Genomic DNA, 23,142 nt, shown 5'->3' on the forward strand with positions numbered 1-23,142 from the left:
GCCCAGGTCAGCGGCTGCCGCGCGCGGCTCACCCGGCCGTCGGCACGTCGCCGAACCAGTCCCGGACCCGGGCCACGACGGTGCGGTCGAACGTGTCGTCGTCGTGGTGCGCGGACAGCCAGCGCACGAACGAGCCGCCGGCGATCGCGTCGAGCTCGCGCCGGCAGGCGGCGGTCCGCGTCACCGCGACCTCGAGCTGGTCGGCGGCCTCGTCGGGCGTCCGGTAGAGGTACGGGTAGCCGTCCGGCAGCAGCGCCCGCGCCCACGGCAGGTCCGGGAACACGCCGACGGCGCCGGCCGCGAGCGCCTCGACGTACTCCAGCCCGTAGGACTCCTCGGTGGCGGTCGCGAGGAACGCCGTGGTCCGGCCGAGCGCCTCCCAGTAGGAGTCGCGGGTCGCGGTGAGCGGGCCGACCCAGCACCACGGCCGCTCGGACATCCGCATGGCGGTCTCGGAGACCAGGTGCGACTCGTGCAGCCGGGCCTCGACGCGGATCGGGGTGCGGCGCTGCACGCGGTCGACGACCTCGAGGAACAGCCGCGGCTGCTTGCGCTCGGAGACGTAGATCGCGGGGTACAGCACGACGGGGACGTCCGGCTCGTGCCGCGGCCGGACGTGGTCGACCCGGAACCCGAGGTTGACCCACCCGGTGCGGGCGCGCTCCCCCAGCGCCGGCACGGTCAGCCGGGCGATCAGCTCGCGGATCTCGGACGCGGTGCGCGCCGAGTTGGCGAACGTCGGGAACAGCGCGCAGGACAGCGCGAGCGCGGCCTGCTCGACGGGGTGCGGGTACCGGGTGGCGTCCCACCACACGAAGTTCATCACCCGCGGGTCCGCGCACCCGCCCGCGCGCAGGGTCTGCCACACCTGCACCGAGTCGAGCACGTCCATCGTGATGACGACGGTGCCGTCGCCGTCGACGAACTCGAGCGGCAGCAGGTCGAACCCGTCGCAGCGCCGCGGCCCCGGCCCGATCAGGACCGAGCCGGGGAACACCCGCAGCAGCCGGCGGACCAGGGTGGCGGCCGCGTCGTGGCCGGCGACCCGGCCGTCGGCGTCGACCAGGACGTCGTCGTGCTTGATCGCGACGCGCACGCCGCTCACCGCCCCTCGGCGTCGACGAGGGTGCCGGCGTCGTCGGCTCCCGCGCCCGCGCCGCCCTGGCGCGGCAGCACGCCGCCCGCCGTCGCCCCCGGCTCGGCCGGCTCCTCGGGCTCGGGCTCGGCCGGGTCCTCCTCCCCCGCGGGCGCCCCGCCGATCCGCATCCCGTAGAACGACCGGTAGACGAACACGGCCGACGTCACGAAGAACACCCCGGCCAGGACGTGCACGAGCGTCCCGCGCCCGTCGCCGGTCAGGCTCACCGCGAGCTCGACGGCCAGCAGCCCGAACAGCGTCGTGAACTTGATGACCGGGTTGAGCGCGACCGAGGAGGTGTCCTTGTACGGGTCGCCCACGGTGTCGCCGACGATGGTCGCGTCGTGCAGCGCGGTGCCCTTGGCGTGCAGGTCGACCTCGACGATCTTCTTGGCGTTGTCCCAGGCGCCGCCGGCGTTCGCCATGAAGATCGCCTGGTACAGCCCGAACACCGCGATCGACACCAGGTAGCCGATGAAGAAGAACGGCTCGACGAACGCGAACGCCAGCGTGGCGAAGAAGATCGCGAGGAACATCGTCAGCATGCCCTTCTGGGCGTACTGGGTGCAGATCTCCACGACCCGGCGGGAGTCCGCCTCGCTGGCCCGCTCGCTGCCGTCGAGGTGGATGTTCGCCTTGATGAACTCGACCGCCCGGTACGCGCCGGTGGTGACGGCCTGGATGGACGCGCCGGTGAACCAGAAGATCATCGCGCCGCCGGTGACCAGGCCGAGCAGGAACGGCGGGTGCAGCAGCGACAGGTTGTCGAGCCCCGTGGTGAGGCCCTCGGTGAGCGCCACGATGATCGAGAAGATCATCGTGGTCGCGCCGACGACCGCGGTGCCGATGAGCACCGGCTTCGCGGTCGCCTTGAAGGTGTTGCCCGCGCCGTCGTTCTCCTCGAGCATCCGCTTGGCCGGCTCCCACCGCGGGGCGAACCCGTGCTCGGCCTCGATCTGCTCGGCCGCGCCGGGCAGCTCCTCGACCAAGGACAGCTCGTAGACGCTCTGCGCGTTGTCGGTCACCGGGCCGTACGAGTCGACGGCGATCGTGACGGGCCCCATGCCGAGGAACCCGAACGCCACCAGCCCGAACGCGAACACCGCCGGGGCGACCATGACCTGGTCCAGCCCCTGCTCGCTGATCAGGAACGCCCCGCCCATGAGCGCGACGACCGTCATGCCCAGCCAGTACGCCGAGATGTTGCCGGCCACCAGCCCGGACAGGATGTTGAGCGACGGCCCGCCCTCGCGGGAGGACGTGACGACCTCGCGGACGTGCCGGCTGTTGGTGGAGGTGAACACCTTGACCAGCTCGGGGATGAGCGCCCCGGCGAGGGTGCCGCAGGAGATGATCGTCGCGACCTTCCACCACAGCCCGTCGCCGACGCCGTCGAGGTGCCCGAGCACGGCCCAGGTCGTGAGGTAGGTGAGCGCGATGCTCACGACCGAGGTCAGCCAGACCAGGGAGGTCAGCGGCTTCTCGAAGTCCATCCGCTCGGCCGCGGCGTACCGGCGGCGGGTCCACGCGTCGTTCGCGAGGTACGACACCGCCGAGGCGATGACCATGACGGCCCGGACCACGAACAGCCAGACCAGCAGGGTCGCCTGCATGAGCGGGTCGTCGACCGCGAGCAGCACGAACGTCACGAGCGCGACGCCGGTGACGCCGTAGGTCTCGAAGCCGTCGGCGCTCGGGCCGACCGAGTCGCCCGCGTTGTCCCCGGTGCAGTCGGCGATCACGCCGGGGTTCCGGGCGTCGTCCTCCTTGATCTTGAACACGATCTTCATCAGGTCGGAGCCGATGTCGGCGATCTTCGTGAAGATGCCGCCGGCGATCCGCAGCGCCGACGCGCCGAGCGACTCGCCGACCGCGAACCCGATGAAGCACGCGCCCGCCACGTCCGCCGGGAGGAACAGCAGGATGACCAGCATCATCAGCAGCTCGAGGCTGATGAGCACCATGCCGATCGACATGCCGGACTGCATCGGGATCCGGTGCACCGGCAGCGGCCTGCCCGCCAGCGACGCGAACGCGGTCCGGGAGTTCGCCAGCGTGTTGACCCGGATCCCGAACCAGGCGACGGCGTACGACCCGGCCATGCCGAGCAGGCTGAACGCGATGATCGTGGCGACCCGGCCCCACTCGAACCCGACCAGCGCGCGGTAGTAGACGACGATCACCGCGGCGATGAACACCCACAGCACGACGAGGAACCGGCCCTGCCGGGTGAGGTAGGTGCGGCAGGTCGAGTAGATGAGCTCGGAGATCTCCCGCATCGCGGCGTGCACGGGGAGCCGGCGCAGCTGCACGTAGGTGGCGACGCCGAACGCGAGGCCGAGCACGCACACGATCAGCCCGAGGCCGAGCAGCAGCCGCCCCGACACGGAGCCGAGCACGGTGACGGCGCCGAGGTCCGGCAGCACGAGGCTCGCCTCCCCGCCGTGCACCGAGCCGCCCTCGGCGGAGGCGGAGCCGGGCGCGCACCCGGCGAGCGCGGTCCCGAGGACGGCGGCCGCCGCGGCGGGCACGGGCCACCGTCGCCGTCGGCCGGTCGGGGGCCGGTCGGCGGGAGCCGCCGGTGCGCGCGAGGAGGTGGTGCCGGTCCGGACGTCTGTGTTCACGGTCGGGTCCCTGGTGAGAGCGCCATCGCTGTCACCCTCGACGCTAGGACCGGCCGAGGCCCACCGGATGAGACGTACGGCCCAGGTGGGCGGCACCCAGCGGCGTCAGCCCCAGCGCCCCAGCCGCTGCGCGAGCAGCGCGAGCGCCACCGGCCCCGCCGTGGAGGTCCGCAGCACGTGCGGCCCCAGCAGCACCGGCTGCGCCCCGGCGTCGACCAGCTCGGCGAGCTCCCGGTCCGCGATGCCGCCCTCGGGGCCGACGACGACGAGCACGTCGGCCGTCGCCCCGGCCGCGGGCAGCGCCGCCGCCGCGAGGGGGGTCGTCGCCTCCTCGTGCAGCACGAGCACCGCGCCGCCCGCCTCGACCACCTCGCGCGCGCGGCGGACGAGCGCGGCCGTCGCCAGCGCCAGGTCGACGCCCGGCACGTGCGCCCGGCGGGCCTGCTTGGCCGCGGTGCGGACAGTGCCGAGCCACCGGGCCCGGCTCTTGGCCGCCCGGTCGCCGCGCCACACGACGATCGACCGCTCGGCCTGCCAGGGCACGACGCCGTCGGCGCCGACCTCGGTGGCCGCCTCGATCGCCAGCTCGTCCCGGTCGCCCTTCGCGAGCGCCTGGACCAGCACCAGGCGGGGCGCCGGCACGGGCTCGACGACGACCTCGCGGACGCGCAGGTGCACGCCCTCGGGCCCGGCCGCCTCGACCTCGCCGACCAACCGGGTGCCGGCGCCGTCGACGACGTCGACCCGCTCCCCGGCGGTCTTGCGCTGCACGACGCCCGCGTGCCGCCCCTCGGCGCCCCCGAGCAGGTAGGTGCTCCCGGCCGCGAGCGCGTCGAGGTCGCCCGGCTCGGCCAGGAAGACCGGAGCGGTCACGCTCAGCGCCCGGCGAGCTTGTCGCGGAGCTTCGCGAACACGCCGCCGCCGGAGGCCGACAGCCGCGCCTCGGGGCGCTCCTCGCCGCGCAGGCCGGCGAGCTTGCGCAGCAGCTCGGCCTGCTCGTCGTCGAGCGACGTGGGCACGTGGACGTCCACGTGCACGTGCAGGTCGCCGCGGCCGCCCGCGTGCAGGTGGCCGACGCCGAGGCCGCGCAGCGTGACGACCTGCGCCGGCTGGGTGCCGGGGCGCAGATCGACCTCCTGCGGGCCGTCGAGGGTGTCCAGGGTGAGCACGGTGCCGAGCGCCGCCGCGGTCATCGGGACCTCGAGGGTGCAGTGCAGGTCGTCGCCCTCGCGGACGAAGGTGTCGTGCTTGCGCTCACGCACCTCGAGGTAGATGTCGCCCGCGGGGCCGCCGGCGGGGCCGACCTCGCCCTGCGCGGTGAGCTTGATCCGGGTGCCGGTGTCGACGCCCGCCGGGACGTCGACCTCGAGCGTGCGGCGCGAGCGGACCCGGCCCTCGCCGGCGCACTCGGTGCAGGGCTCGGGGATGACGGTGCCGAAGCCGTGGCACGCGGCGCACGGCTGCGAGGTCATCACCTGGCCGAGGAACGACCGGGCGACCCGCTGCACCGACCCGCGGCCGCCGCAGACGTCGCAGGTGCGCGGCGAGGTGCCCGGGCGGCAGCAGGAGCCGTCGCAGGTCGGGCAGACCACGGCCGTCTCGACCGGCACCTCGCGGTGCGTGCCGAACGTCGCCTCGGCCAGGTCGATGTCGAGGCGCAGCAGCGCGTCCTGGCCGCGGCGGGCGCGCGGGATCGGGCCGCGCTGCGCGCCCGCGCCCGCGGCGGCGCCGAAGAACGTCTCGAAGATGTCCTGGAAGCCGAAGCCGCCCTGGCCGCCCATGCCGCCGCCGGGGGCCGACGGGTCGGCGCCCAGGTCGTACATGCGCCGCTTCTCGGGGTTCGACAGCACCTCGTACGCCCGCGACACGTCCTTGAACCGGTCCTCGGAGCCCGCGTCCGCACCCGCCACGTCGGGGTGCAGCTCGCGCGCGAGGCGCCGGTAGGCCTTCTTGATCTGCTCGGGCGTGGCGTCACGCTCGACGCCGAGCACCTCGTAGTAGTCGCTCACTCGTCACTTCCTGTGCGTGTGGGGGCCGCGCGCGGGCGCGGGTCGGGCGTTGCCTGTCGAACGTGCGCGGGACCGCGTCGGTGCCCGGCGGCCGGTCATCCGGCGAGGATCCGGGACAGGTACCGGGCGACGGCGCGCACCGACGCGATGGTCCCGGGGTAGTCCATGCGGAGCGGCCCGACGGAGCCGATCCGCGCGACCGCGGTCCCGCCGCCGTCGGGGCCGCCGTAGCCGGTCGTCACGAAGCTCGTCTCCAGCAGTCCCTCGTGCTGGGTCTCGCGGCCGATCCGGACGGAGACCGCCGCCTCGTCCTCGGCCATCTCGCCCAGCAGGCGCAGCAGGACGACCTGCTCCTCCAGCGCCTCCAGGACGGGGCTGATGGTGTGCGCGAAGTCCGCGCCGCCGCCGCGCACCAGGTTCGCGGTGCCCGCCAGGACGACGCGCTCCTCGCTCTCCTGGGCCAGCGTGTCCTCGACCACCGCGACGACGCCGCGCACGAGCGGGCCGTCCGCGGGGGCGAAGTCGTCGGCCAGGTCCGACAGCGCGGTGCCGAGCTCGGCGAGCCGCCGGCCCGCGGCGGCCGTGTTGAGCCGGATCCGCAGCCGCGCCACGGTCCCGGCGTCCAACGGGTCCGGCACCTCGATGGTGCGCTGCTCGACGCGGCCGTGGTCCGTGATGATGACCACGAGCAGGTGCCGGTCGCCGACCGGGACCAGCTCGACGTGCCGCAGCGCCGTGCGGCGCAGCGACGGGTACTGCACGACGGCGACCTGGTGGGTCAGCTGCGCGAGCAGCCGCACCGAGCGGTCGACGACGTCGTCCAGGTCGGCCGCGTCCTCGAGGAACGTCTCGATCGCGCGGCGCTCCGGCGCGGACAGCGGCTTGATGGTCGCCAGGCGGTCGACGAACAGCCGGTAGCCCTTGTCGGTCGGCACCCGGCCGGCCGAGGTGTGCGGCTGCACGATGAGCCCGGCGTCCTCGAGGGCCGCCATGTCGTTGCGGATCGTCGCGGGCGACACCCCCAGGGAGTGCCGCTCGACCAGGGCGCGGGAGCCGACGGGCTCGCGGGTGGCGACGTAGTCCTCCACGATCGCCCGCAGCACGTCCAGCCTGCGGTCCTCGCTCATCGCCACCTCCCGACGTCCTGGCACTCGCTGGAACCGAGTGCCAATTCTACGCGTCCGCGGACGCGGACGCGGTGCCGGTGCCCGCGCCGGCCTCCGCGTCGTCCTCCTCGTCGGTCCCGCGCCGCCGCGCCCGCAGGTCGAGCAGCCCGACGACGAGGGCCACGGCGACGAGCGCGACCGTGAGCAGCAGCGCGCGGCCCGCGGCCGCCGAGCCCTCGACCCCGGACGCCAGGGCGGAGTAGTACGTGGACAGCGCCACGGCGACGCCGAGCGCGGACCCGATGCGCTGGCCGACCTGCAGCATGCTGCCCGCCACGCCGGCCCGCTCGACCGGCACCCGCGCCAGCGTGAGCGTCTGGTTGGGCGCGATCACCAGCCCGCTGCCGGCGCCCGCGACCATCTGCGTCGCGGCCATCACGAAGCCGACGGCGGGCGGGTCCACGAACCGGATCGCCAGGTCGGTGCCGATCAGGCCGAGGACGACGAGCACCAGGCCGATCACGACGAGCGCACGGCCGCGGGTCGCCACCAGCCGGCCGGACCGCTGCGCCGACACCGCGGAGGCGATCGCGAACGGCATGTTGACGAGCCCGGCCTGCAGCGGCGTGAACCCGGCCACCTGCTGCAGGTACAGGGTCGCCACCAGGAACACCGACGTGAACCCCGCGAAGTAGGCGATGCCGAGCAGCGCGCCGTTCCGGAACGCGGGCTCGCCCAGCACCCGCGGGTCGAGCACGGCCGCTCCGGTGCGCCGCTGGTACCGGCGCTCCCAGCCCACCGTCGCGACGCCGAGCACCGCGGCGACCGCGAGCCACCACCAGCGCGCCGGGTCGTCGCCGCCCTCCCCGGTCGTCGTGACGAACGGCACCATGACCGCGGCGGCGGTCAGGGCGACGCCCGCCAGGCCGACCACGTCCAGCCGCGGCCGGCCGCCGGGTCCGGTCGTGGTCGCGCTGCCGACCGCGCCGCGCGGCAGGAACTTCAGCGCGAACGGCAGCACGACGGCGATCACCGGGACGTTGACGAAGAACACCCACCGCCAGCCCTCCTCGGCGCCGAACGCCTGGATGATCAGCCCGCCGAGCAGCGGCCCCAGCGCCGTCGACACCCCGATGGTGGCGCCGAAGTAGCCGAACGCCTTCCCGCGCTCGTACCCGGTGAACAGCTGCTGGATCGTGCCGACCACCTGCGGGTTCAGCAGGCCCGCGCTCATCCCCTGGAGGAGCCGGGCGACGGCGAGCAGCTCGTCGGAGGGGGCCAGGCCCGCGCCGAGGCTGGTGAGCGCGAAGCCGGTCAGGCCGAGCAGGAACAGCGCCCGGCGGCCGCGGGCGTCGCCGAGCCGGCCCGCGGGCACCAGGACCAGGCCGAACGCCAGCGTGTAGCCCGCGACGATGAGCTGCAGCTGGCTCGCGCCCGCGTCCAGGCTGCGCTCGATGGACGGCAGCGCGACGTTGACGATCGAGACGTCGAGCATCGTGATGAACCCGATCGCCAGGCACACGCCGAGGGCGCGCCACCGGTGCGGGTCCGGCTCCGGCCGGGTCGCGGTGCCGGGGCGGTCGGGGTGCTGCGCGGGGGTCGACGTCACCGTCGTGTCGTACCACGCGGGCGAGCGGTCGGCACCTAGGCTGCCGCGGGTGACCGACCGCTACGGAACCGACGTCCTGTCCGCGGGCTCCTCGAGCGCGCACCGCCGGCCCACCTCGACCCCGACGCCAGCCGAGCGCGGCCTGGTCGTCGAGGAGGTCACGACCGGCTGGGTCGGCGCCGTCGTCCGGGTCGAGAAGTCGGGCGGCGAGCACGTCGTCGTCCTGGAGGACCGCCGCGGGCGCACGCGCACCTTCCGGCTCGGGCCGGGGTTCTGGGTCGACGGCAAGCCGGTCGAGCTGGTGCCGCCGCGGCCGACCGCGCCGACCGGGCCGAAGCGCACCGCGTCGGGCTCCCTCGCGGCGGCCGACCAGCGCGCGCGGGTGGCGATCGGCAGCCGGATCTGGGTCGAGGGCAAGCACGACGCCGAGCTCGTCGAGAAGGTCTGGGGTGACGACCTGCGCGCCGAGGGCGTCGTCGTCGAGCTGCTCGACGGCGTCGACAACCTCGTCGACGCGCTGCGCGACTTCCGCCCCGGGCCGGGCAAGAAGGTCGGCGTGCTCGTCGACCACCTGGTGCCCGGGTCGAAGGAGCAGCGGATCGCCGACGAGGCCGTGCGCACCGTGCCCGCCGGGACGCTGCTCGTGCTCGGCCACCCCTACGTCGACGTGTGGCAGGCCGTGAAGCCCGCGCGCGTCGGGCTGACCGCCTGGCCGACGATCGAGCGCGGCACCGAGTGGAAGCGCGGCATCCTGCGCGAGCTCGGCTGGCCCGCCGACGAGCAGGCCGACGTCGCCCGCGCCTGGCAGCGGATCCTGCGCTCCGTGCGGTCCTACGCCGACCTGGAGCCGTCGCTGCTGGGGCGGGTCGAGGAGCTGATCGACTTCGTGACGGCGCCCTGAGGCGCCCGCGGGCTCAGGGGGCGACGGGCTCGTCCTGCAGCCGGCGGTACATCCAGGTCGTCGCGAGCAGGCCGACCGGGAACGACACCAGCTGGCCGATGCCGCACAGCGCCGACCCGACCAGGTTCGCCGCGTAGACCGCGAGGAACAGCAGCAGGACGGCCCCGAGGTTCCGGCTCACCAGCGTGAAGCTCGCCCGGATCGCGTCCACCGGCGCCATCCGCTTGTCGATGACGTAGAACAGCGTGAACTGCGCGAGGAACGCGAACACGAGGCCCGGGATCACGAACAGCAGCACGCCGACCGCCGTGCCCAGCCCGACGAGCAGCGCGGCCACGACCACCTTGCCGAAGTCGTCGAACCGGAAGAACGTGCCGACCTCGATCCGGCGTCCGTCGGCGACCTCGAGCGTCGCCCGGGTGACGCCGGCCTGCATGAAGGCGGACAGCAGCAGGGCGACCGCGGCCACCACGAGGTAGCCGAACACCAGGCCGACACCCGCGCCGTTGCGCAGCTCCTGGGTGTCCGGGTCGACGCTCGCGACGGTGCCGCCGAGGATCACCGCGAACAGCACCGCGGTGACGACGACGATGACCGCCAGGTAGGCGAGGACGCCGAGCAGGAACGGGCCGACCTGCTGGGTGAACTTCGTCCAGCCCCAGCTGAACGCGTCGCCGACGCTCGTCCCGGCGGTCGGGGCGCCGTACGCGGGGGCGCCGGAGGGCTGCTGGGCGTAGCCGGGCTGCGGGTAGGGCTGCTGCGGCGGGTACGGCTGGCCCGGGGGCGGCTGCTGGCCGTACGGCTGCTGCGGGTACGGCTGGCCGGGCGGCTGCTGGCCGTAGGGCTGCTGCGGGGCGGGCGGAGGGCCGGCCGGCGGCTGCCCCTGGGGCGGCTGCGGCTCGTCGTCGCGCGGCGGGGTGGTGCCCGGGTTCTCGGTCATCGCGTGCCCTCCTGGTCGGACGTCGGTCGCCCGTCCGGCCAGCGAACCGAAGGCGACCCGCGGGTGTCAAGAAGTCCACCGCAGGGGCAAAGGGGACGAAAGACCCGGTCACACCGCTACGCTTCGACCGCCGTAGCCCCGCAGCACCCACGAGGAGACTCATGTCGTACGACCAGCAGCCGCCCGCGGGCGGTCAGCAGCAGCCGCCGTTCGGCGGTCAGCCCCAGCAGCCGTACGGCGGCCAGCCGCAGCAGCCGTACGGGGCCCAGCCGCAGCAGCCGCTGCGCCCGGACGAGGAGAAGACCTGGTCGCTGCTCGCGCACCTGGGCGGGATCATCCTCGGCTTCATCGCCCCCCTCGTCGTCTGGCTCGTCTTCAAGGGCCGCGGCCCGTTCCTGGACGACCAGGCCAAGGAGGCGCTGAACTTCCAGATCACGGTCGTGATCGCCTCCGTCGCCGCGACGATCCTCGGCGTCGTCACGCTCGGGATCCTGTCGTTCCTGCCGTTCGTGGTGTGGGCCGTCAACATCGTGTTCGCGATCCTCGCGGCCGTCGCCGTCAACAAGGGCCAGTGGTACCGCTACCCGGTCACCCTGCGCCTGGTGAAGTGATCACCTCGCGCTAGCCGCACCCCGGGTGGAGCGTTCTGCCCGACACGCCCCGGCGTGTTCGGCAGGACGCTCCACTCGTCTTCGCCGGGTCAGTCCGCGAGGGTGCGGACGACCGAGTCGGCCAGCAGCCGGCCCCGGCGCGTGAGCCGCACCCGGCGGCCAGGCCGGCCCCCTGCGCCCAGCGCCGCGCGCGCGTCGACCAGCCCGTCGGCCACCAGCCCGGCCACCCGGGACCGGCCCGCGGGGCTCAGCACCTCGACGGGCAGCCCCTCGTCGAGCCGCACCCCGAGCATCACCCGCTCGAGCCGCGCCGACGCGTCCTCGACGGTCTCCCGCCCCGCGGCCGGGCTCTCCCCCGCGGCGAGCCGCGCCGCGTACGCCCGCGGGTGCTTCACGTTCCACCAGCGCACGCCGCCGACGTGGCTGTGCGCGCCGGGGCCGACGCCCCACCAGTCGTCGTTGCGCCAGTACGCGAGGTTGTGCCGGCACGCGTCCGCGGGGGTGCGCGCCCAGTTGCTGACCTCGTACCAGTGCAGGCCGGCCTCGGTGAGCAGGTCGTCGGCGAGCTCGTACTTCGCCGCCTGGTCGTCCTCGTCGGGCAGCGCGAGGTCGCCGCGGCGCACCTGCACCGCCATCTTGGTGCCCTGCTCGACGACGAGCGCGTACGCCGACACGTGGTCGACGCCGGTGGCCAGCGCCGTCTCCAGGGAGGTCCGCCAGTCGGCGAGCGACTCCCCCGGCGTGCCGTAGATGAGGTCGAGCGACACGGCCAGGCCGGCGTCCCGCGCCCAGCGGACGACGTCGGGGATCCGGCGCGGGTCGTGGGTGCGCTCCAGCGTCGCGAGCACGTGCGGCACCGCCGACTGCATGCCGAACGACACGCGCGTGAACCCGCCGCGCGCCAGCTCGGCCAGCGACCCCGGGGTCACCGAGTCGGGGTTGGCCTCGGTCGTGACCTCGGCGCCGTCCGCGAGGCCCCAGGCGCCGCGGACGCCGTCGAGCATCCGGACCAGGTCGGACGCGGGCAGCACCGTGGGGGTGCCGCCACCGACGAACACGGTCGACGCTGGCCGGTCGGGCAGCCCCGCGGCGCGCGTCACCCGGGCGCCCAGCGCGATCTCGGCCAGCGCCGTGTCCGCGTAGGCCACCTGGGAGGCGCCGCCACCGAGCTCGGTCGCCGTGTACGTGTTGAAGTCGCAGTACCCGCAGCGCACCGTGCAGAACGGCACGTGCAGGTACACGCCGAACCCGCGGTCGCCCGCGCCGTCCCGCACGCCCGGCGGGAGGGCGCCGTCCGCGGGAGCGGCGTCACCCTCCGGGAGCGCCGGGCTCACTTCTTCTTCGCGTCCTTGGCGTCCTTGGCGCCGCCCGCGTCGGACGACAGCGCCGCGATGAAGGCCTCCTGCGGCACGTCGACCCGGCCGATGGTCTTCATGCGCTTCTTGCCCTCCTTCTGCTTCTCCAGCAGCTTGCGCTTGCGGGTGATGTCGCCGCCGTAGCACTTCGCGAGGACGTCCTTGCGGATCGCGCGGATGGTCTCGCGGGCGATCACCCGGGAGCCGACGGCCGCCTGGATCGGCACCTCGAACTGCTGGCGCGGGATGAGGTCCTTGAGCTTGGACGCCATCATCACGCCGTACGAGTACGCCTTGTCCTTGTGCACGATCGAGCTGAACGCGTCGACCTGCTCGCCCTGCAGCAGGATGTCGACCTTCACCAGGTCCGCGACCTGCTCGCCCACGGGCTCGTAGTCGAGGCTCGCGTACCCGCGGGTGCGGGACTTCAGCTGGTCGAAGAAGTCGAACACGATCTCCGCGAGCGGCAGCGTGTAGCGCATCTCGACGCGGTCCTCGGACAGGTAGTCCATGCCGAGCAGGTCCCCGCGCTTGCCCTGGCAGAGCTCCATGATCGCGCCGATGAACTCGCTCGGGGCGAGGATCGTCGACTTCACGATCGGCTCGCGCACCTCGCGGATCTTCCCGCCCGGGAACTCGCTCGGGTTCGTGACGGTGACGACCTGGCGGTCCTCCATCGTCACCTCGTAGACCACGTTCGGCGCGGTCGAGATGAGGTCAAGGTTGAACTCGCGCTCCAGCCGCTCCCGGATGATCTCGAGGTGCAGCAGGCCGAGGAACCCGACGCGGAAACCGAAGCCCAGCGCGACCGAGGTCTCGGGCTCGTAGTTCAGCGCGGCGTCGTTGAGCTTGAGCTTGTCGAGCGCGTCGCGCAGCACCGGGTAGTCGGAGCCGTCGATCGGGTACAGGCCCGAGAACACCATCGGCTTCGGGTCGGAGTAGCCGCCGATCGCCTCGGTGGCGGGCTTGCTGGCGTTCGTGACGGTGTCGCCGACCTTCGACTGGCGGACGTCCTTCACGCCGGTGATGAGGTAGCCGACCTCGCCGACGCCCAGGCCCTTGGTCGGGACGGGCTCGGGCGAGATGACGCCGATCTCCAGCAGCTCGTGCGTGGCCTTCGTCGACATCATCGCGATGCGCTCGCGCGGGTTGAGGTTGCCGTCCTTGACGCGCACGTAGGTCACGACGCCGCGGTAGGTGTCGTAGACCGAGTCGAAGATCATCGCGCGCGCCGGGGCGTCGGGGTCGCCGGTCGGGGCCGGGACCAGCTCGACGATCCGGTCCAGCAGCGCCTCGACGCCCTCGCCCGTCTTGCCGGACACCTTGAGGCAGTCGGCCGGGTCGCCGCCGATGAGGCTCGCGAGCTCCTCGGCGTACTTCTCGGGCTGCGCCGCCGGCAGGTCGATCTTGTTCAGCACCGGGATGATCTGGAGGTCGTTCTCCATCGCCAGGTACAGGTTGGCCAGCGTCTGCGCCTCGATGCCCTGCGCGGCGTCCACCAGCAGCACGGCGCCCTCGCACGCCGCGAGCGACCGGGACACCTCGTAGGTGAAGTCGACGTGGCCCGGGGTGTCGATCATGTTGAGCGCGTAGGGGGTGTCCCCCATCGCCCACGGCATGCGCACGGCCTGGGACTTGATCGTGATCCCGCGCTCGCGCTCGATGTCCATGCGGTCGAGGTACTGCGCGCGCATGGCACGGGCCTCGACGACGCCGGTCAGCTGGAGCATGCGGTCGGCGAGGGTCGACTTGCCGTGGTCGATGTGCGCGATGATGCAGAAGTTGCGCAGCAGCTCGGGCGGGGTCGCCGCGGGGGTGATGCGCCGGGACTGCTCGGCGCTCGGGATCGGGGACACGTGCTCCCTCGGTTTCGCAGGGTCGGACTGCCACCATGGTCCCATGCCCGCGCCCGAGACCCGAGCCGCGGCCGGTACGCGCCCCACCGTCGGTCCTGCCGCGGCCGCCGACCCGGCCGTCGGGGCCGCCCTGCTCGACGCCCTCGCCGCGGCGCAGGACGCCTTCGCGGCGCTGCTCGCCGAGGCCGACCCGGCCGCCCCGGTGCCGGGGTGCGCCCCCTGGACCGTGACCGACCTCGCGCTGCACCTCGGCGGCGTCCACCGGTGGGCCGCGGCGATGGCGCGACGCGAGGACGACGACGGCGTCGACCCCGTCGAGCCGCGCGAGCCCGAGGCGCTCCGGGCGTTCTACCGGGAGCAGGCCGACGTGCTGCAGGACACCCTCCGGTCGCTCGGCCCGGACGCCCCCGCGTCCACCCTGGTCGGGCCCGGGCCGGCCGCGTTCTGGCACCGCCGACAGCTGCACGAGACGCTGGTGCACCTGCACGACCTCGCCGCTGCCGCCGGCGCCCCGCACCCCGTGGCCGACCCGGCGCTGTGGGTCGACACGGTCGACGAGGTGGTGACGGTGATGACCCCGCGGCAGGTGCGGCTCGGCCGGATGGCGGCGCTCGGACGCCCGGTGCGACTGGTCGCGGACGACGCGGGGCGGTCGTGGCTGCTGGGCGCGCCGGCGGACGGGCAGCCGGGTCCAGCGGACGGGCAGCCGAGCCGAGCCGGCGCGTGGCCGGAGGCGGCGGCCGGGGCGGCCTCCCCGTCGGCGCCAGACGCGGCGCCGGTGACCGTCGCGGGCCCGGCCCGCGCACTGGCCCTGCTCCTCTGGGGCCGCACCCCTGCGGACGACCCGGCGCTGACGGTCACGGGCGACCGCGCCGCCCTGGCCGCGGCCCTGGCCGGTCCGCTCACGCCCTGACGCCACCGCCGGAGCCCAGCGCGTCGCGGCTGAGGGCGTCAGGTCGGCTTCGTCGCGGTCAGGGCCAACGTCAACGGGAGGCGGTCGCCGCCCTCCGGGAGGGCCCAGCTGCCGTCGCCGGTCGGCACCATCCCCGGCAGCGCGAGCCACGGGATCGTCCGGTGCTCCGCGATCGCGACGAGCCGCAGCCCGGCGCCGAGCAGCGCCTGCACGACCTCGGCCAGCCCGTGCTGCCACTCGTAGGTGTCGCGCGCGTCCTCGGGCACCGCTCCCCCGGCGTACGTCGACGCGTGCCGGTGGTGCCGCGGCGCGCCGCCGAAGTACGGCTGCGCCAGCACGAGGGCACCGTCGGTCCGCTCGGCGTCGAGGGCGTAGAGCACCGGGTGCGCCTCGCGGACGTAGAACGTCCCACCCGGTCGGAGCAGCCCCGCGACGGTGCGCGCCCAGGCGTCGAGGTCGGGCAGCCAGCAGAGCGCGCCGATCCCGGTGTAGACGACGTCGAACCGGTCGGCGCAGACGTCGAGGGCGTGCGCGACGTCGCTCTCGAGGAAGGTCGCCGCCAGGCCCGCCCGCTCCGCGAGCTCGCGCGCCGCGGCCGTCGAGGCGCCCGACAGGTCGATCCCCGTCACCCGAGCCCCGAGCCGCGCCCACGACAGCGTGTCGAGCCCGATGTGGCACTGCAGGTGCACCAGGTCGAGCCCGACCGGCGACCCGCCGGGCAGGTGCGGCGCGAGCGCGGCGAGGTCGTCGCGGACGACCGCGGTGATCCGGCTGTCCTCGCCGGCGAAGGCGTCGGCCCCGTAGGCCACGAGGTGGGCGGGGACGACGGCGTCCCAGCTGCGCCGGTTCACGGCCACGGCGTCGCTGCTCATGGGCGGCACCCTAGGGTGGACTGCGGAGCGCCGACGAGGACTTATGGGCCCCCGGGCCCCTGCGGCACGGCGCGGCCGACCGTGGAGGCGCGGGTCACGTCCGCGGGCTTCGTCCGGCGGCTGCTCGCCTGGTAGGCTTGTCAGTCGCGTGTCCGCCCGGGTCGGCGGGCACAAGTCCGGTTCCTCTCCGCGGGTGTCCCCACGCCCCAGTCCCGGCGCCGGACGCGCCCTCTACGACCTTGTTCCTCTCGCTCCGGCGAACACACGAAGAGAGTCCACACCGTGGCCAACATCAAGTCCCAGATGAAGCGCATCCGCACCAACGAGAAGGCGCGCCTGCGTAACAAGGCTGTCAAGTCCGAGCTGAAGACGTTCGTGCGCCGCGTGCGCGAGGCCGTCGCCGGTGGCGACAAGGACGCCGCGGGCGTCGCGCTCGTCGCCGCGTCGAAGAAGCTCGACAAGGCCGTCTCGAAGGGCGTCATCCACGCCAACCAGGCCGCCAACAAGAAGTCGGCGCTGGCGAAGTCGGTCAACGCGCTCTGACGCGACCGTAGCCTTGACGAAGGGCGCCACCCTCTCCACGGGGTGGTGCCCTTCGTCGTCCCCGCGGGGAACCCCCTCCCGCCCAGCGGGCAGTAGATGTCCCCTCGTCGGCCGACGAGGGGACATCTACTGCCCACTCGGCGAGACCAGGGGCTTGGCGAGGCGGGCGGGCTCGGCGAGGCCGGCGGTGGCCGAGGCGGGGTGTGAGGTGGGCGGGCTCGGTGAGGCGGGCGCGCCGAGTCCTCGGCGCTGCCGGCCCGCCCCCGGACGCGCCGAGGGCGTCACCCCCCCTGCGGGGTGACGCCCTCTGTGCGGTCGGGCCGCAGCCCGTCCGTGGGGAACGCGGTCGCTCAGTCCTGAGCCACCGCGCTCCACGCTTCCCACAGCACCGCGGGCACGGCGGGCCGGAAGCCCGCCTCCCGCAGCGCGCGGTCGAACGCCTGTGCCGCCCCGGTCACGTCGCCGTGGCCGAGGAACCGGTCGCCGAGCTCGCGCCACACCGCGGCGGACTGCCGCGACGCGGACATCATGCCGAGCATGTCGGCGGCCCAGCGGTACGCCCGGGACGCCGCCTCGACCTCGCCGCGGGCGTGCAGCGCGTCGCCGATCGCGAGCTGCGCCGCCGCGCCGTCGAGGCGGGGCTGGTCGCCGAGCCGGTCGAGCGCCGCGCGGCCGTACATCTCGGCCGCGACCGGGTCGCCCTGCATGAGGTGCGCGCGGGACCGCTCGACGTCGAGGCGCGCCATCTCCACCTCGGAGCCCGAGACCTGGAGCTCCGGAGCGGCGCGGTCGAGCTGCTCGAGGGCGGTCGCCGGCTCCGCGGGGTCGCTGCGGAGCAGCAGCCACGCGTAGTTGAGCCGCAGACGCGGGATGTCGCGGCTGACCTCGCCCTCGCCCAGAAGGGCGAGCGCGCGCTCGGTGTAGCGCTTGGCCAGGGCGTAGTCGTGCCGCTGCTCCGCGACGAGGGCCGCGTTCCAGTAGACGGAGCCGCGCCCGCGCGGGGTGCCGAGCGACTCCGCCTGGCGGATCAGCTCGGACGCCCGGTGCGTCGCGTACAGCAGGTCGCCGCGCTCGACGTACGCCCACAGGGTCGTCGAACCGAGCCGCAGGTGCTCGTCGGTGCCGGTGAGGCCGGCCTCCTCGAGCTCGACGAGCTGGCGGTCGCCGACCTCGATCGCACGGCCGAGGTCGCCGGACTCCACGTAGGAGGCGACGAGGGCCGTGGCCGCCGCGGCGGCGTCGAGGTGGTGCTGCTCGGCGCGCGCCTGCGTGAGCAGCGGCTCGAGGACGCCTACGGCGGACTCGAGGTCGCCGAGCATCTCGTGCGCCTGCGCGAGGGCCAGCAGGGCCTCGACCCGCACCTGCCGGGTGACCGGCTCGAGGTCGAGCGCCAAGATCCGGTCGCGGGCCGACGTGGCCTCCCCCGACACCAGGTCGAGGCGGGCGTAGTCGAGCGCGAGCTTGGCGCGCGCCTCGGCCGGTCCCTCGTCGCCGTGCTTGAGATACTCGACCGTGGACCCGAGCCGCTCGGCGATGACGCCGAGCGCCGCGTCGGTCGGCTCGCGCCGACCGGACTCGATCAGGGAGATGTAGCTCGGCGAGAGCGCGTCTCCTGCCAGGGCCGTCTGGGAGAGCCCAGCGGCCAACCGCGCCTGGCGGACGCGGTCAGCAATGGTCGTCATGGGTGTCACTGTACCTATGACGCCTCGTGACGGCGAGCCTGTCACCCATCCGCCACGCCCCGGACCCGGCGCACAGCGCGCCCCGGCGGTCGGCTGCATCAGCCGCGAGGCGCCGAACGGGCTCAGACCACGATCCGGCAGCAGCCCGTCGCGCCGCTCTGGATGGTGAAGCCGCCGGCTGCATTGGCGGCGCCCGACGCGCCCAGCGTGAGGGTCAGGGCGAGAGCGGCGGTGGCGATGGCCTTCAGCGAGGTGCGCATGGGGGGTCTCCTGTCACAGAACGTTGACTCTCTGTCACGACGAGCATGACTGATGCGAGGCGCTTCGCACCACCTCCTGAGGGGTTCTGCCGGAGTTCCGCCCAATCGGGTGAATCCGACGTCACTCTGGCCCGTGTTCGCGCGATATCACCCCCGGTCGGGGGCTCGACCTCGTGTCATATGGCGCTGACTGTGGTGTCATGGATGGCATGACCAGGGGACAGGGCGACGTGGAGCGGCGGCTCGCGGACGAGATCGACGCCGCGATCCCGGATGTGCTGCGCCGGGAGTGGGACCGGCACGTCGCGACGGAGCGCGTCGTCGTCGGACGGCAGGGGATCTTCTCTCCCCGCCTGCACCCCTTCGGGTACGAGCTTGCGTTCCGCGCACCCGGCGCGACGTCGGTGGACGCGGGCGCGTGGAGCGAGCTCCAGCACGAGCGTGCCACCAGTGCTGTGCTGCGCGCCACATTCGGGCGCGCGGACGTGGACGAGGTCGGCCACGGCCGCTGGCTGTTCGCCCGCTGCCCGCGGGCGTTCCTCACCGGCGAGCTGCACCTGCCGAACCGTCCCGACCGCCTCGTCGTCGAGATCACCGGCACCACCCGCATCGACGGCGACGTCCTGCGCGGCGTCCGCCGGCTCCGGGAGCAGGGCTTCCGGATCGCGATGGCCGGGTTCGTGTCCCGGCAGGACCAGCGTGCGCTGCTCCCCCAGGCCGACTTCGTGAAGATCGACGCCCGGGACCTCGACCTCGAGGGCGAGCCGGTCGTCGACCTGGCCCGGTCGCACGGCGCGCTGCTCGTGGCGGAGTTCGTCGAGACCAGCGCGGAGCTCAAGGCCGGCCGACGCCTGGGGTTCGACCTCTACCAGGGCAACCTGCTGGAGCGCAGCCTCCTGGTCGACCGGTCGTCGGCGCCGCTGCTGCGGCCCGGGAACACCCTGGGGCAGCACTACATCTGACGGGCGCGGACCCGCGGCGGCGACGGGGCCGTCGGTGAGGTCTGTCGTCGGGTCGGCGTCAGCGCGGTCCGACGTCGGGTCGGCGTCAGCACGGTCCGAATCGGGTCGGCGTCAGCGCGGTCCGACGTCGGGTCGGCGCGGCTCGCGCCACCCGCCCGGCACGTCGCCGTCCGACGGGTCCGTCAGCGCCGGACGGCCGCCGCGATCCGGAGCACCGCGCGCTCGACGGCGAACCGGGGGTCGCGGCTCGCGCCCTTGACCTCGGCGTCCGCCTGCGCGACCGCCGTGATCGCCGCGGCCAGCGCCTCGGGGGTCCACCGGGACAGCTCCTTGCGGGACCGGTCGACCTGCCACGGCGCGAGGCCGAGGTCGCGCTCGGCGCCGGGTCCCCGGCCGCGCACGGCCGACACCTTGGCGAGCACCCGCAGCCGGGCCGCGAGCGCGGCGACCAGCGGGACCGGGTCGACGCCCGTCGCGAACGCGTGCCGCAGCAGCGCGACCGCCTCCCCCGCGTTCCCGTCGACCGCCGCGTCGGCGACCCGGAACCCGGTCGCCTCGATCCGGCCGCCGTAGTACCGCTCGACCACCTCGACGCTGATGACGCCCGTGGTGTCCGCCACGAGCTGGGAGCACGCGGCGGCGAGCTCGCGCAGGTCGCTGCCCACCGCGTCGACCAGCGAGCGGACCGCGCGCGCCTCCATCCGGCGGCCGGCGCGGCGCAGCTCCTGCGTGACGAACGAGGCCTTGTCCGCGTCGCGCTTGATCGTCTCGCACGTCGCGACGGGGTGCCCCGCGGCCCGGACGGCGTCGAGCAGCCGCTTGCCGCGCTGACCGCCGCCGTGCCGGAGCACGAGCACGACGTCCTCCTGCGGCGCGGCGACGTACGCGGTCGCCTCGAGGATCAGGTCGTCGGTGGCCTTCTCGACGTTCTCGACCACGACGACCCGGTCCTCCGCGAACAGCGACGGGCTGGTGGCGAGCGTGAGCTCCCCCGCCCCGTACGCGGCGCCGTCGACCCGGGTGACCTCGACCTGCGCGTCCCGCTCGCGCGCGAGCCCGACGAGCCGGTCGACGGCGCGCTCCGCCAGCAGCTCCTCCGGGCCGGTCACCAGGACGACCGGGGCGAGCCCCACCTCGTCCCACGCGAGGCCGGCGGGGGCGGACGACCCGCGGCCACCGCCCCGGGCGGGTCGGCGCGCGGCGGAGGTGGAGGCAGGCACCCGCCTAGGGTCCCACGACGCGCCGACACCGGAGCACCAGGACGAGCGCTGCCGCGCAGGCGCAGGCGAGGAGCACCTGGCCCGGCGGGCCGGCGACCCAGGCGACCTGGGCCCCGGGCAGGCCCGCCGTCGTGCGGGCGACCGCCGCGATCCACCAGCACGCGGCGCCGGCCACCTGCGCGCAGCACGCGGCGGCCCCGGGCCACCAGGGACCGACGACCGCCGCGACCAGCCCGCCGACGGTGGCCGGGGCGACCGCCGGGGCCGCGGCGACGTTGGCCAGGACACTGTAGACGGGGACGGCCGGGGTGAGCACCAGCAGCACCGGCGCGCACGCGGCCTGGGCGGCGACCGGCACCGCGAGCGCGGTGGCGACGGGGCCAGCCGCCGGGCGGGGGTCGTCGCCGGGGCGCGGGCGGCGGCCCGACGCGGACCCTCCGCGGGCCCCGTCGCGCGGGGCGGACCAGCGGCGTGCCAGCGGGCCGGCGAGCAGCGCGATGCCCGCGGTCGCGACCACGGACAGCACGAACCCGACGTCCCGAGCCAGCCAGGGGTCGGCCACGAGGAGCACGAGCACCGCGGCCGCCAGCGCCGGCACGGAGCGCGACGGCCGCCCCACGACGAGGCCGAGGACCCCGACCGCGCCCATCACCGCCGCGCGCACGACGCTCGCACCCGGCTGCACCACCGCGACGAACCCGCCGAGCACCACCGCGAGCGGCAGCCAGCGCCACCGCCGCGGCACGCCGCCGCGCGTGAGCACGGCCAGCACGACCGCCCCGAGGATCGAGAAGTGCGCCCCGGACACCGCGGTGATGTGGGCCAGCCCGGACACCCGCATCGCCTCGTCGAGGTCGCCCACGCCGCGGGTATCGCCGACCGCGACGGCCGGCAGCAGCCGACCCGCGTCGCCCGGGACCCCGGCCGCCGTGGCCACGAGGCCCGTCCGCAGCCGGTCCGCCGCCCGCAGCACGGCCGGGGGTGGCGCGCGCACCGTCGGGTCGCCGTCCGCGCGGGCGCGGGCGACCGCCCGCCGCGAGCCGTCCGGGACCGGGGACAGCCGCCCCTCGACGACGACCTCGGTGCCGTACGCGAGGTCGGCGGCCGCCGCGGGCGCGTACACCTCGACCGCGGCACCGGTCGGCCGGGCCGCTCCCGCCTCTCGCCCGGCACCTCCCGAACCTCCCGCGTCTCCCGCACCTCCCGCGTCTCCCGCGTCTCCCGCACCGACCGCGGCACCGCCGCCCGCGCCCAGGACCTCGACCGACGTCGCGGCCAGCAGGAACCGCACCACCCGGGTGCCGCCCGCGCCGCCGGGTGCCTGGGGCGTGGTGCGGACGGTCCCGACGATCCGCACCCTCGCCCGCTCCTCCGCGAGCCCGCGCACGTCGCCGGCCTCGCGGAGGAGCACCTGCAGCGCGGTCGTCAGCAGCAGGACCGCGACCGCCCCGAGCGCCAGGCCCGCGTGCGCCCGCCCGGCCAGCCGCACGGGGATCCGCTGCGGGAGTGGGGCCGGCGCATGCCGCGCCGCCCCCGCGAGCACGCCCACGGCCGCGAGCACGGCCGCCGCGGCACCGGCCGCCGCGGCACCGGCCGCCAGCGTCCCGGGCGACCCGCCGACGACCACCGCCGCCACGCCCCACACCGCCAGCGCCGCGGGCACCAGCCGCACGTCGACCGCCTCGTCCGCGCTCACACCCGCACCAGCTCCCGGATCTGACCGAGCACCGCGGGTCCGATCCCGGACACGTCGAGCAGGGCGTCCACGCTCTCGAACGGGCCGTTCGCCTCGCGCCACGCGACGATGCGGTCGGCGAGCACCGGCCCGATGCCGGGGAGGCCCTGGAGCTCGGCGCTGCCGGCGGTGTTAACGTCGACGACGACGCCCGCGGCGCCCGCTTCCGAGGCGCCGGCGACCCCGTCCGCACCGCCGACCTCGGCGGCCGGCTCCTCCCCCGGCGCCGGGACCCGGATCTGCGCCCCGTCCTGGACGACGGCCGCCAGGTTCAGCCCCGCGAGGTCTGCGTCCGGGAGCGCGCCGCCGGCCGCGGCGACCGCGTCAGCCACGCGGGAGCCCGCCGGCAGGGCCACGACGCCCGGGGAGGCCACCTGACCGACGACGTGCAGCCAGACCGTCGCCTCCTCGGCGGGTGCGGCCTCCTCCGCCGCGGCGGTGGCGGGGGCGGTGACCGCGGGCTCCTCGACGGTGACGGGGTCCGCCGTCGGCTGCGCCGCCGACCGCAGCGCCACGGCCCCGCCGACGAGCAGCAGCGCGCCCAGCGCGACCGCCGCGGTCCGCGGCGCCAGCCGCCACCGCACGAGGCCCGCGAGCCGCAGCCGCTCGCCCGGTGGGGGCTCGGCCTCGTCCTCCATCGGCCCCGGCCCGGCGTGGTCCACCGGGACGCCCGGCGCCGCGGACCGGGCCGCTTCGCGGAGCCGGGCCCGCCCCGCCGCCACCGGCCCGTGCGCCGCCGCGACGTCCTCGGGCGCGGTCTGCGCCGCCACCACGGGCGCCGGCCGGTCGTGCGGCGCGCCGCGCGG

At 75.2% G+C, this 23,142-nt stretch carries 20 protein-coding genes; 5 read left to right on the forward strand and 15 right to left on the reverse strand.

Annotated elements, in window-relative coordinates; translation table 11 throughout:
- Positions 1-28: 28 nt before the first annotated feature.
- The 6 genes from J5O08_RS06500 to J5O08_RS06525 form a co-directional block, all read right to left on the reverse strand.
- Entirely contained in the window at positions 29-1,105 is a 1,077-nt protein-coding gene (locus tag J5O08_RS06500; RefSeq protein ID WP_308281425.1) for a glycosyltransferase family 1 protein, read from the reverse strand.
- Positions 1,102-3,669: a sodium-translocating pyrophosphatase gene (locus tag J5O08_RS06505; protein ID WP_308281426.1), complete on the reverse strand. Its 2,568-nt coding sequence runs from the start codon at positions 3,667-3,669 to the stop codon at positions 1,102-1,104. Before J5O08_RS06505 ends, J5O08_RS06500 begins: the two co-directional genes overlap by 4 nt.
- Before the next feature lie 198 nt (positions 3,670-3,867).
- On the reverse strand, positions 3,868-4,635 hold the full coding sequence (locus J5O08_RS06510) for a 16S rRNA (uracil(1498)-N(3))-methyltransferase (protein ID WP_218706065.1): 768 nt from the start codon (positions 4,633-4,635) through the stop codon (positions 3,868-3,870).
- A gap of 2 nt (positions 4,636-4,637) precedes the next feature.
- Entirely contained in the window at positions 4,638-5,771 is a 1,134-nt protein-coding gene (gene dnaJ, locus J5O08_RS06515; RefSeq protein WP_147796108.1) for a molecular chaperone DnaJ, read from the reverse strand.
- 95 nt (positions 5,772-5,866) lie between these two features.
- Entirely contained in the window at positions 5,867-6,898 is a 1,032-nt protein-coding gene (gene hrcA, locus J5O08_RS06520; RefSeq protein ID WP_147797179.1) for a heat-inducible transcriptional repressor HrcA, read from the reverse strand.
- A gap of 46 nt (positions 6,899-6,944) precedes the next feature.
- A complete protein-coding gene (locus tag J5O08_RS06525; RefSeq protein ID WP_308281428.1) occupies positions 6,945-8,486 on the reverse strand; it encodes an MFS transporter in 1,542 nt (513 codons plus the stop codon).
- A 49-nt stretch (positions 8,487-8,535) separates the two neighbouring features.
- Here J5O08_RS06525 and J5O08_RS06530 point away from each other — a divergent pair, with 49 nt between their 5' ends.
- Positions 8,536-9,387 carry a DUF3097 domain-containing protein gene (locus J5O08_RS06530; protein ID WP_308281429.1) on the forward strand — a complete coding sequence of 284 codons (852 nt, stop codon included), beginning with the start codon at positions 8,536-8,538 and terminating at the stop codon, positions 9,385-9,387.
- A gap of 13 nt (positions 9,388-9,400) precedes the next feature.
- Here the strand turns inward: J5O08_RS06530 and J5O08_RS06535 are convergent, their stop codons facing one another.
- Positions 9,401-10,327 carry a hypothetical protein gene (locus J5O08_RS06535; RefSeq protein WP_218706066.1) on the reverse strand — a complete coding sequence of 309 codons (927 nt, stop codon included), beginning with the start codon at positions 10,325-10,327 and terminating at the stop codon, positions 9,401-9,403.
- Positions 10,328-10,488: 161 nt separating this feature from the next.
- Here J5O08_RS06535 and J5O08_RS06540 point away from each other — a divergent pair, with 161 nt between their 5' ends.
- Complete coding sequence (locus J5O08_RS06540; protein WP_218706067.1) at positions 10,489-10,938, forward strand: DUF4870 domain-containing protein; 450 nt, start codon at positions 10,489-10,491, stop codon at positions 10,936-10,938.
- 89 nt (positions 10,939-11,027) lie between these two features.
- On the opposite strand, the gene hemW is transcribed toward J5O08_RS06540, so the two are convergent.
- The gene (gene hemW / locus J5O08_RS06545) at positions 11,028-12,272 is read right to left on the reverse strand and encodes a radical SAM family heme chaperone HemW (RefSeq protein WP_218706068.1); all 1,245 of its coding nucleotides are present in this window, start codon (positions 12,270-12,272) and stop codon (positions 11,028-11,030) included.
- The gene (lepA, locus tag J5O08_RS06550) at positions 12,269-14,149 is read right to left on the reverse strand and encodes a translation elongation factor 4 (protein ID WP_308160848.1); all 1,881 of its coding nucleotides are present in this window, start codon (positions 14,147-14,149) and stop codon (positions 12,269-12,271) included. The genes hemW and lepA overlap by 4 nt, the downstream gene beginning before the upstream one ends.
- A 43-nt stretch (positions 14,150-14,192) precedes the next feature.
- Between lepA and J5O08_RS06555 the strand changes: the two genes are divergently transcribed.
- The gene (locus tag J5O08_RS06555) at positions 14,193-15,062 is read left to right on the forward strand and encodes a maleylpyruvate isomerase N-terminal domain-containing protein (protein WP_218706069.1); all 870 of its coding nucleotides are present in this window, start codon (positions 14,193-14,195) and stop codon (positions 15,060-15,062) included.
- Positions 15,063-15,100: 38 nt separating this feature from the next.
- Here the strand turns inward: J5O08_RS06555 and J5O08_RS06560 are convergent, their stop codons facing one another.
- Complete coding sequence (locus J5O08_RS06560) at positions 15,101-15,934, reverse strand: bifunctional 2-polyprenyl-6-hydroxyphenol methylase/3-demethylubiquinol 3-O-methyltransferase UbiG (RefSeq protein ID WP_218706070.1); 834 nt, start codon at positions 15,932-15,934, stop codon at positions 15,101-15,103.
- Positions 15,935-16,216: 282 nt separating this feature from the next.
- Here J5O08_RS06560 and rpsT point away from each other — a divergent pair, with 282 nt between their 5' ends.
- A complete protein-coding gene (gene rpsT, locus J5O08_RS06565; protein WP_147796102.1) occupies positions 16,217-16,477 on the forward strand; it encodes a 30S ribosomal protein S20 in 261 nt (86 codons plus the stop codon).
- A 350-nt stretch (positions 16,478-16,827) separates the two neighbouring features.
- Here the strand turns inward: rpsT and J5O08_RS06570 are convergent, their stop codons facing one another.
- Together J5O08_RS06570 and J5O08_RS06575 are read right to left on the reverse strand one after the other, a co-directional pair.
- On the reverse strand, positions 16,828-18,159 hold the full coding sequence (locus tag J5O08_RS06570; RefSeq protein ID WP_218706071.1) for a helix-turn-helix transcriptional regulator: 1,332 nt from the start codon (positions 18,157-18,159) through the stop codon (positions 16,828-16,830).
- 122 nt (positions 18,160-18,281) lie between these two features.
- Positions 18,282-18,419, reverse strand: a complete 138-nt coding sequence (locus tag J5O08_RS06575) for a hypothetical protein (RefSeq protein ID WP_168217006.1) — start codon at positions 18,417-18,419, stop codon at positions 18,282-18,284.
- Between the two features lie 209 nt (positions 18,420-18,628).
- Here J5O08_RS06575 and J5O08_RS06580 point away from each other — a divergent pair, with 209 nt between their 5' ends.
- Positions 18,629-19,381, forward strand: a complete 753-nt coding sequence (locus J5O08_RS06580; protein WP_217614276.1) for an EAL domain-containing protein — start codon at positions 18,629-18,631, stop codon at positions 19,379-19,381.
- 182 nt (positions 19,382-19,563) lie between these two features.
- On the opposite strand, the gene holA is transcribed toward J5O08_RS06580, so the two are convergent.
- The 3 genes from holA to J5O08_RS06595 all read right to left on the reverse strand — a co-directional run.
- The gene (holA, locus tag J5O08_RS06585) at positions 19,564-20,601 is read right to left on the reverse strand and encodes a DNA polymerase III subunit delta (RefSeq protein ID WP_217614277.1); all 1,038 of its coding nucleotides are present in this window, start codon (positions 20,599-20,601) and stop codon (positions 19,564-19,566) included.
- A gap of 4 nt (positions 20,602-20,605) precedes the next feature.
- A complete protein-coding gene (locus tag J5O08_RS21570) occupies positions 20,606-22,297 on the reverse strand; it encodes a ComEC/Rec2 family competence protein (RefSeq protein WP_218706072.1) in 1,692 nt (563 codons plus the stop codon).
- On the reverse strand, positions 22,294-23,142 hold an 849-nt coding region (locus tag J5O08_RS06595), incomplete at its 5' end, for a ComEA family DNA-binding protein (RefSeq protein WP_255589406.1). The genes J5O08_RS21570 and J5O08_RS06595, both read right to left, overlap by 4 nt.

The organism is Cellulomonas sp. PS-H5 (genome assembly GCF_019265565.1).
Lineage (GTDB): Bacteria > Actinomycetota > Actinomycetes > Actinomycetales > Cellulomonadaceae > Cellulomonas.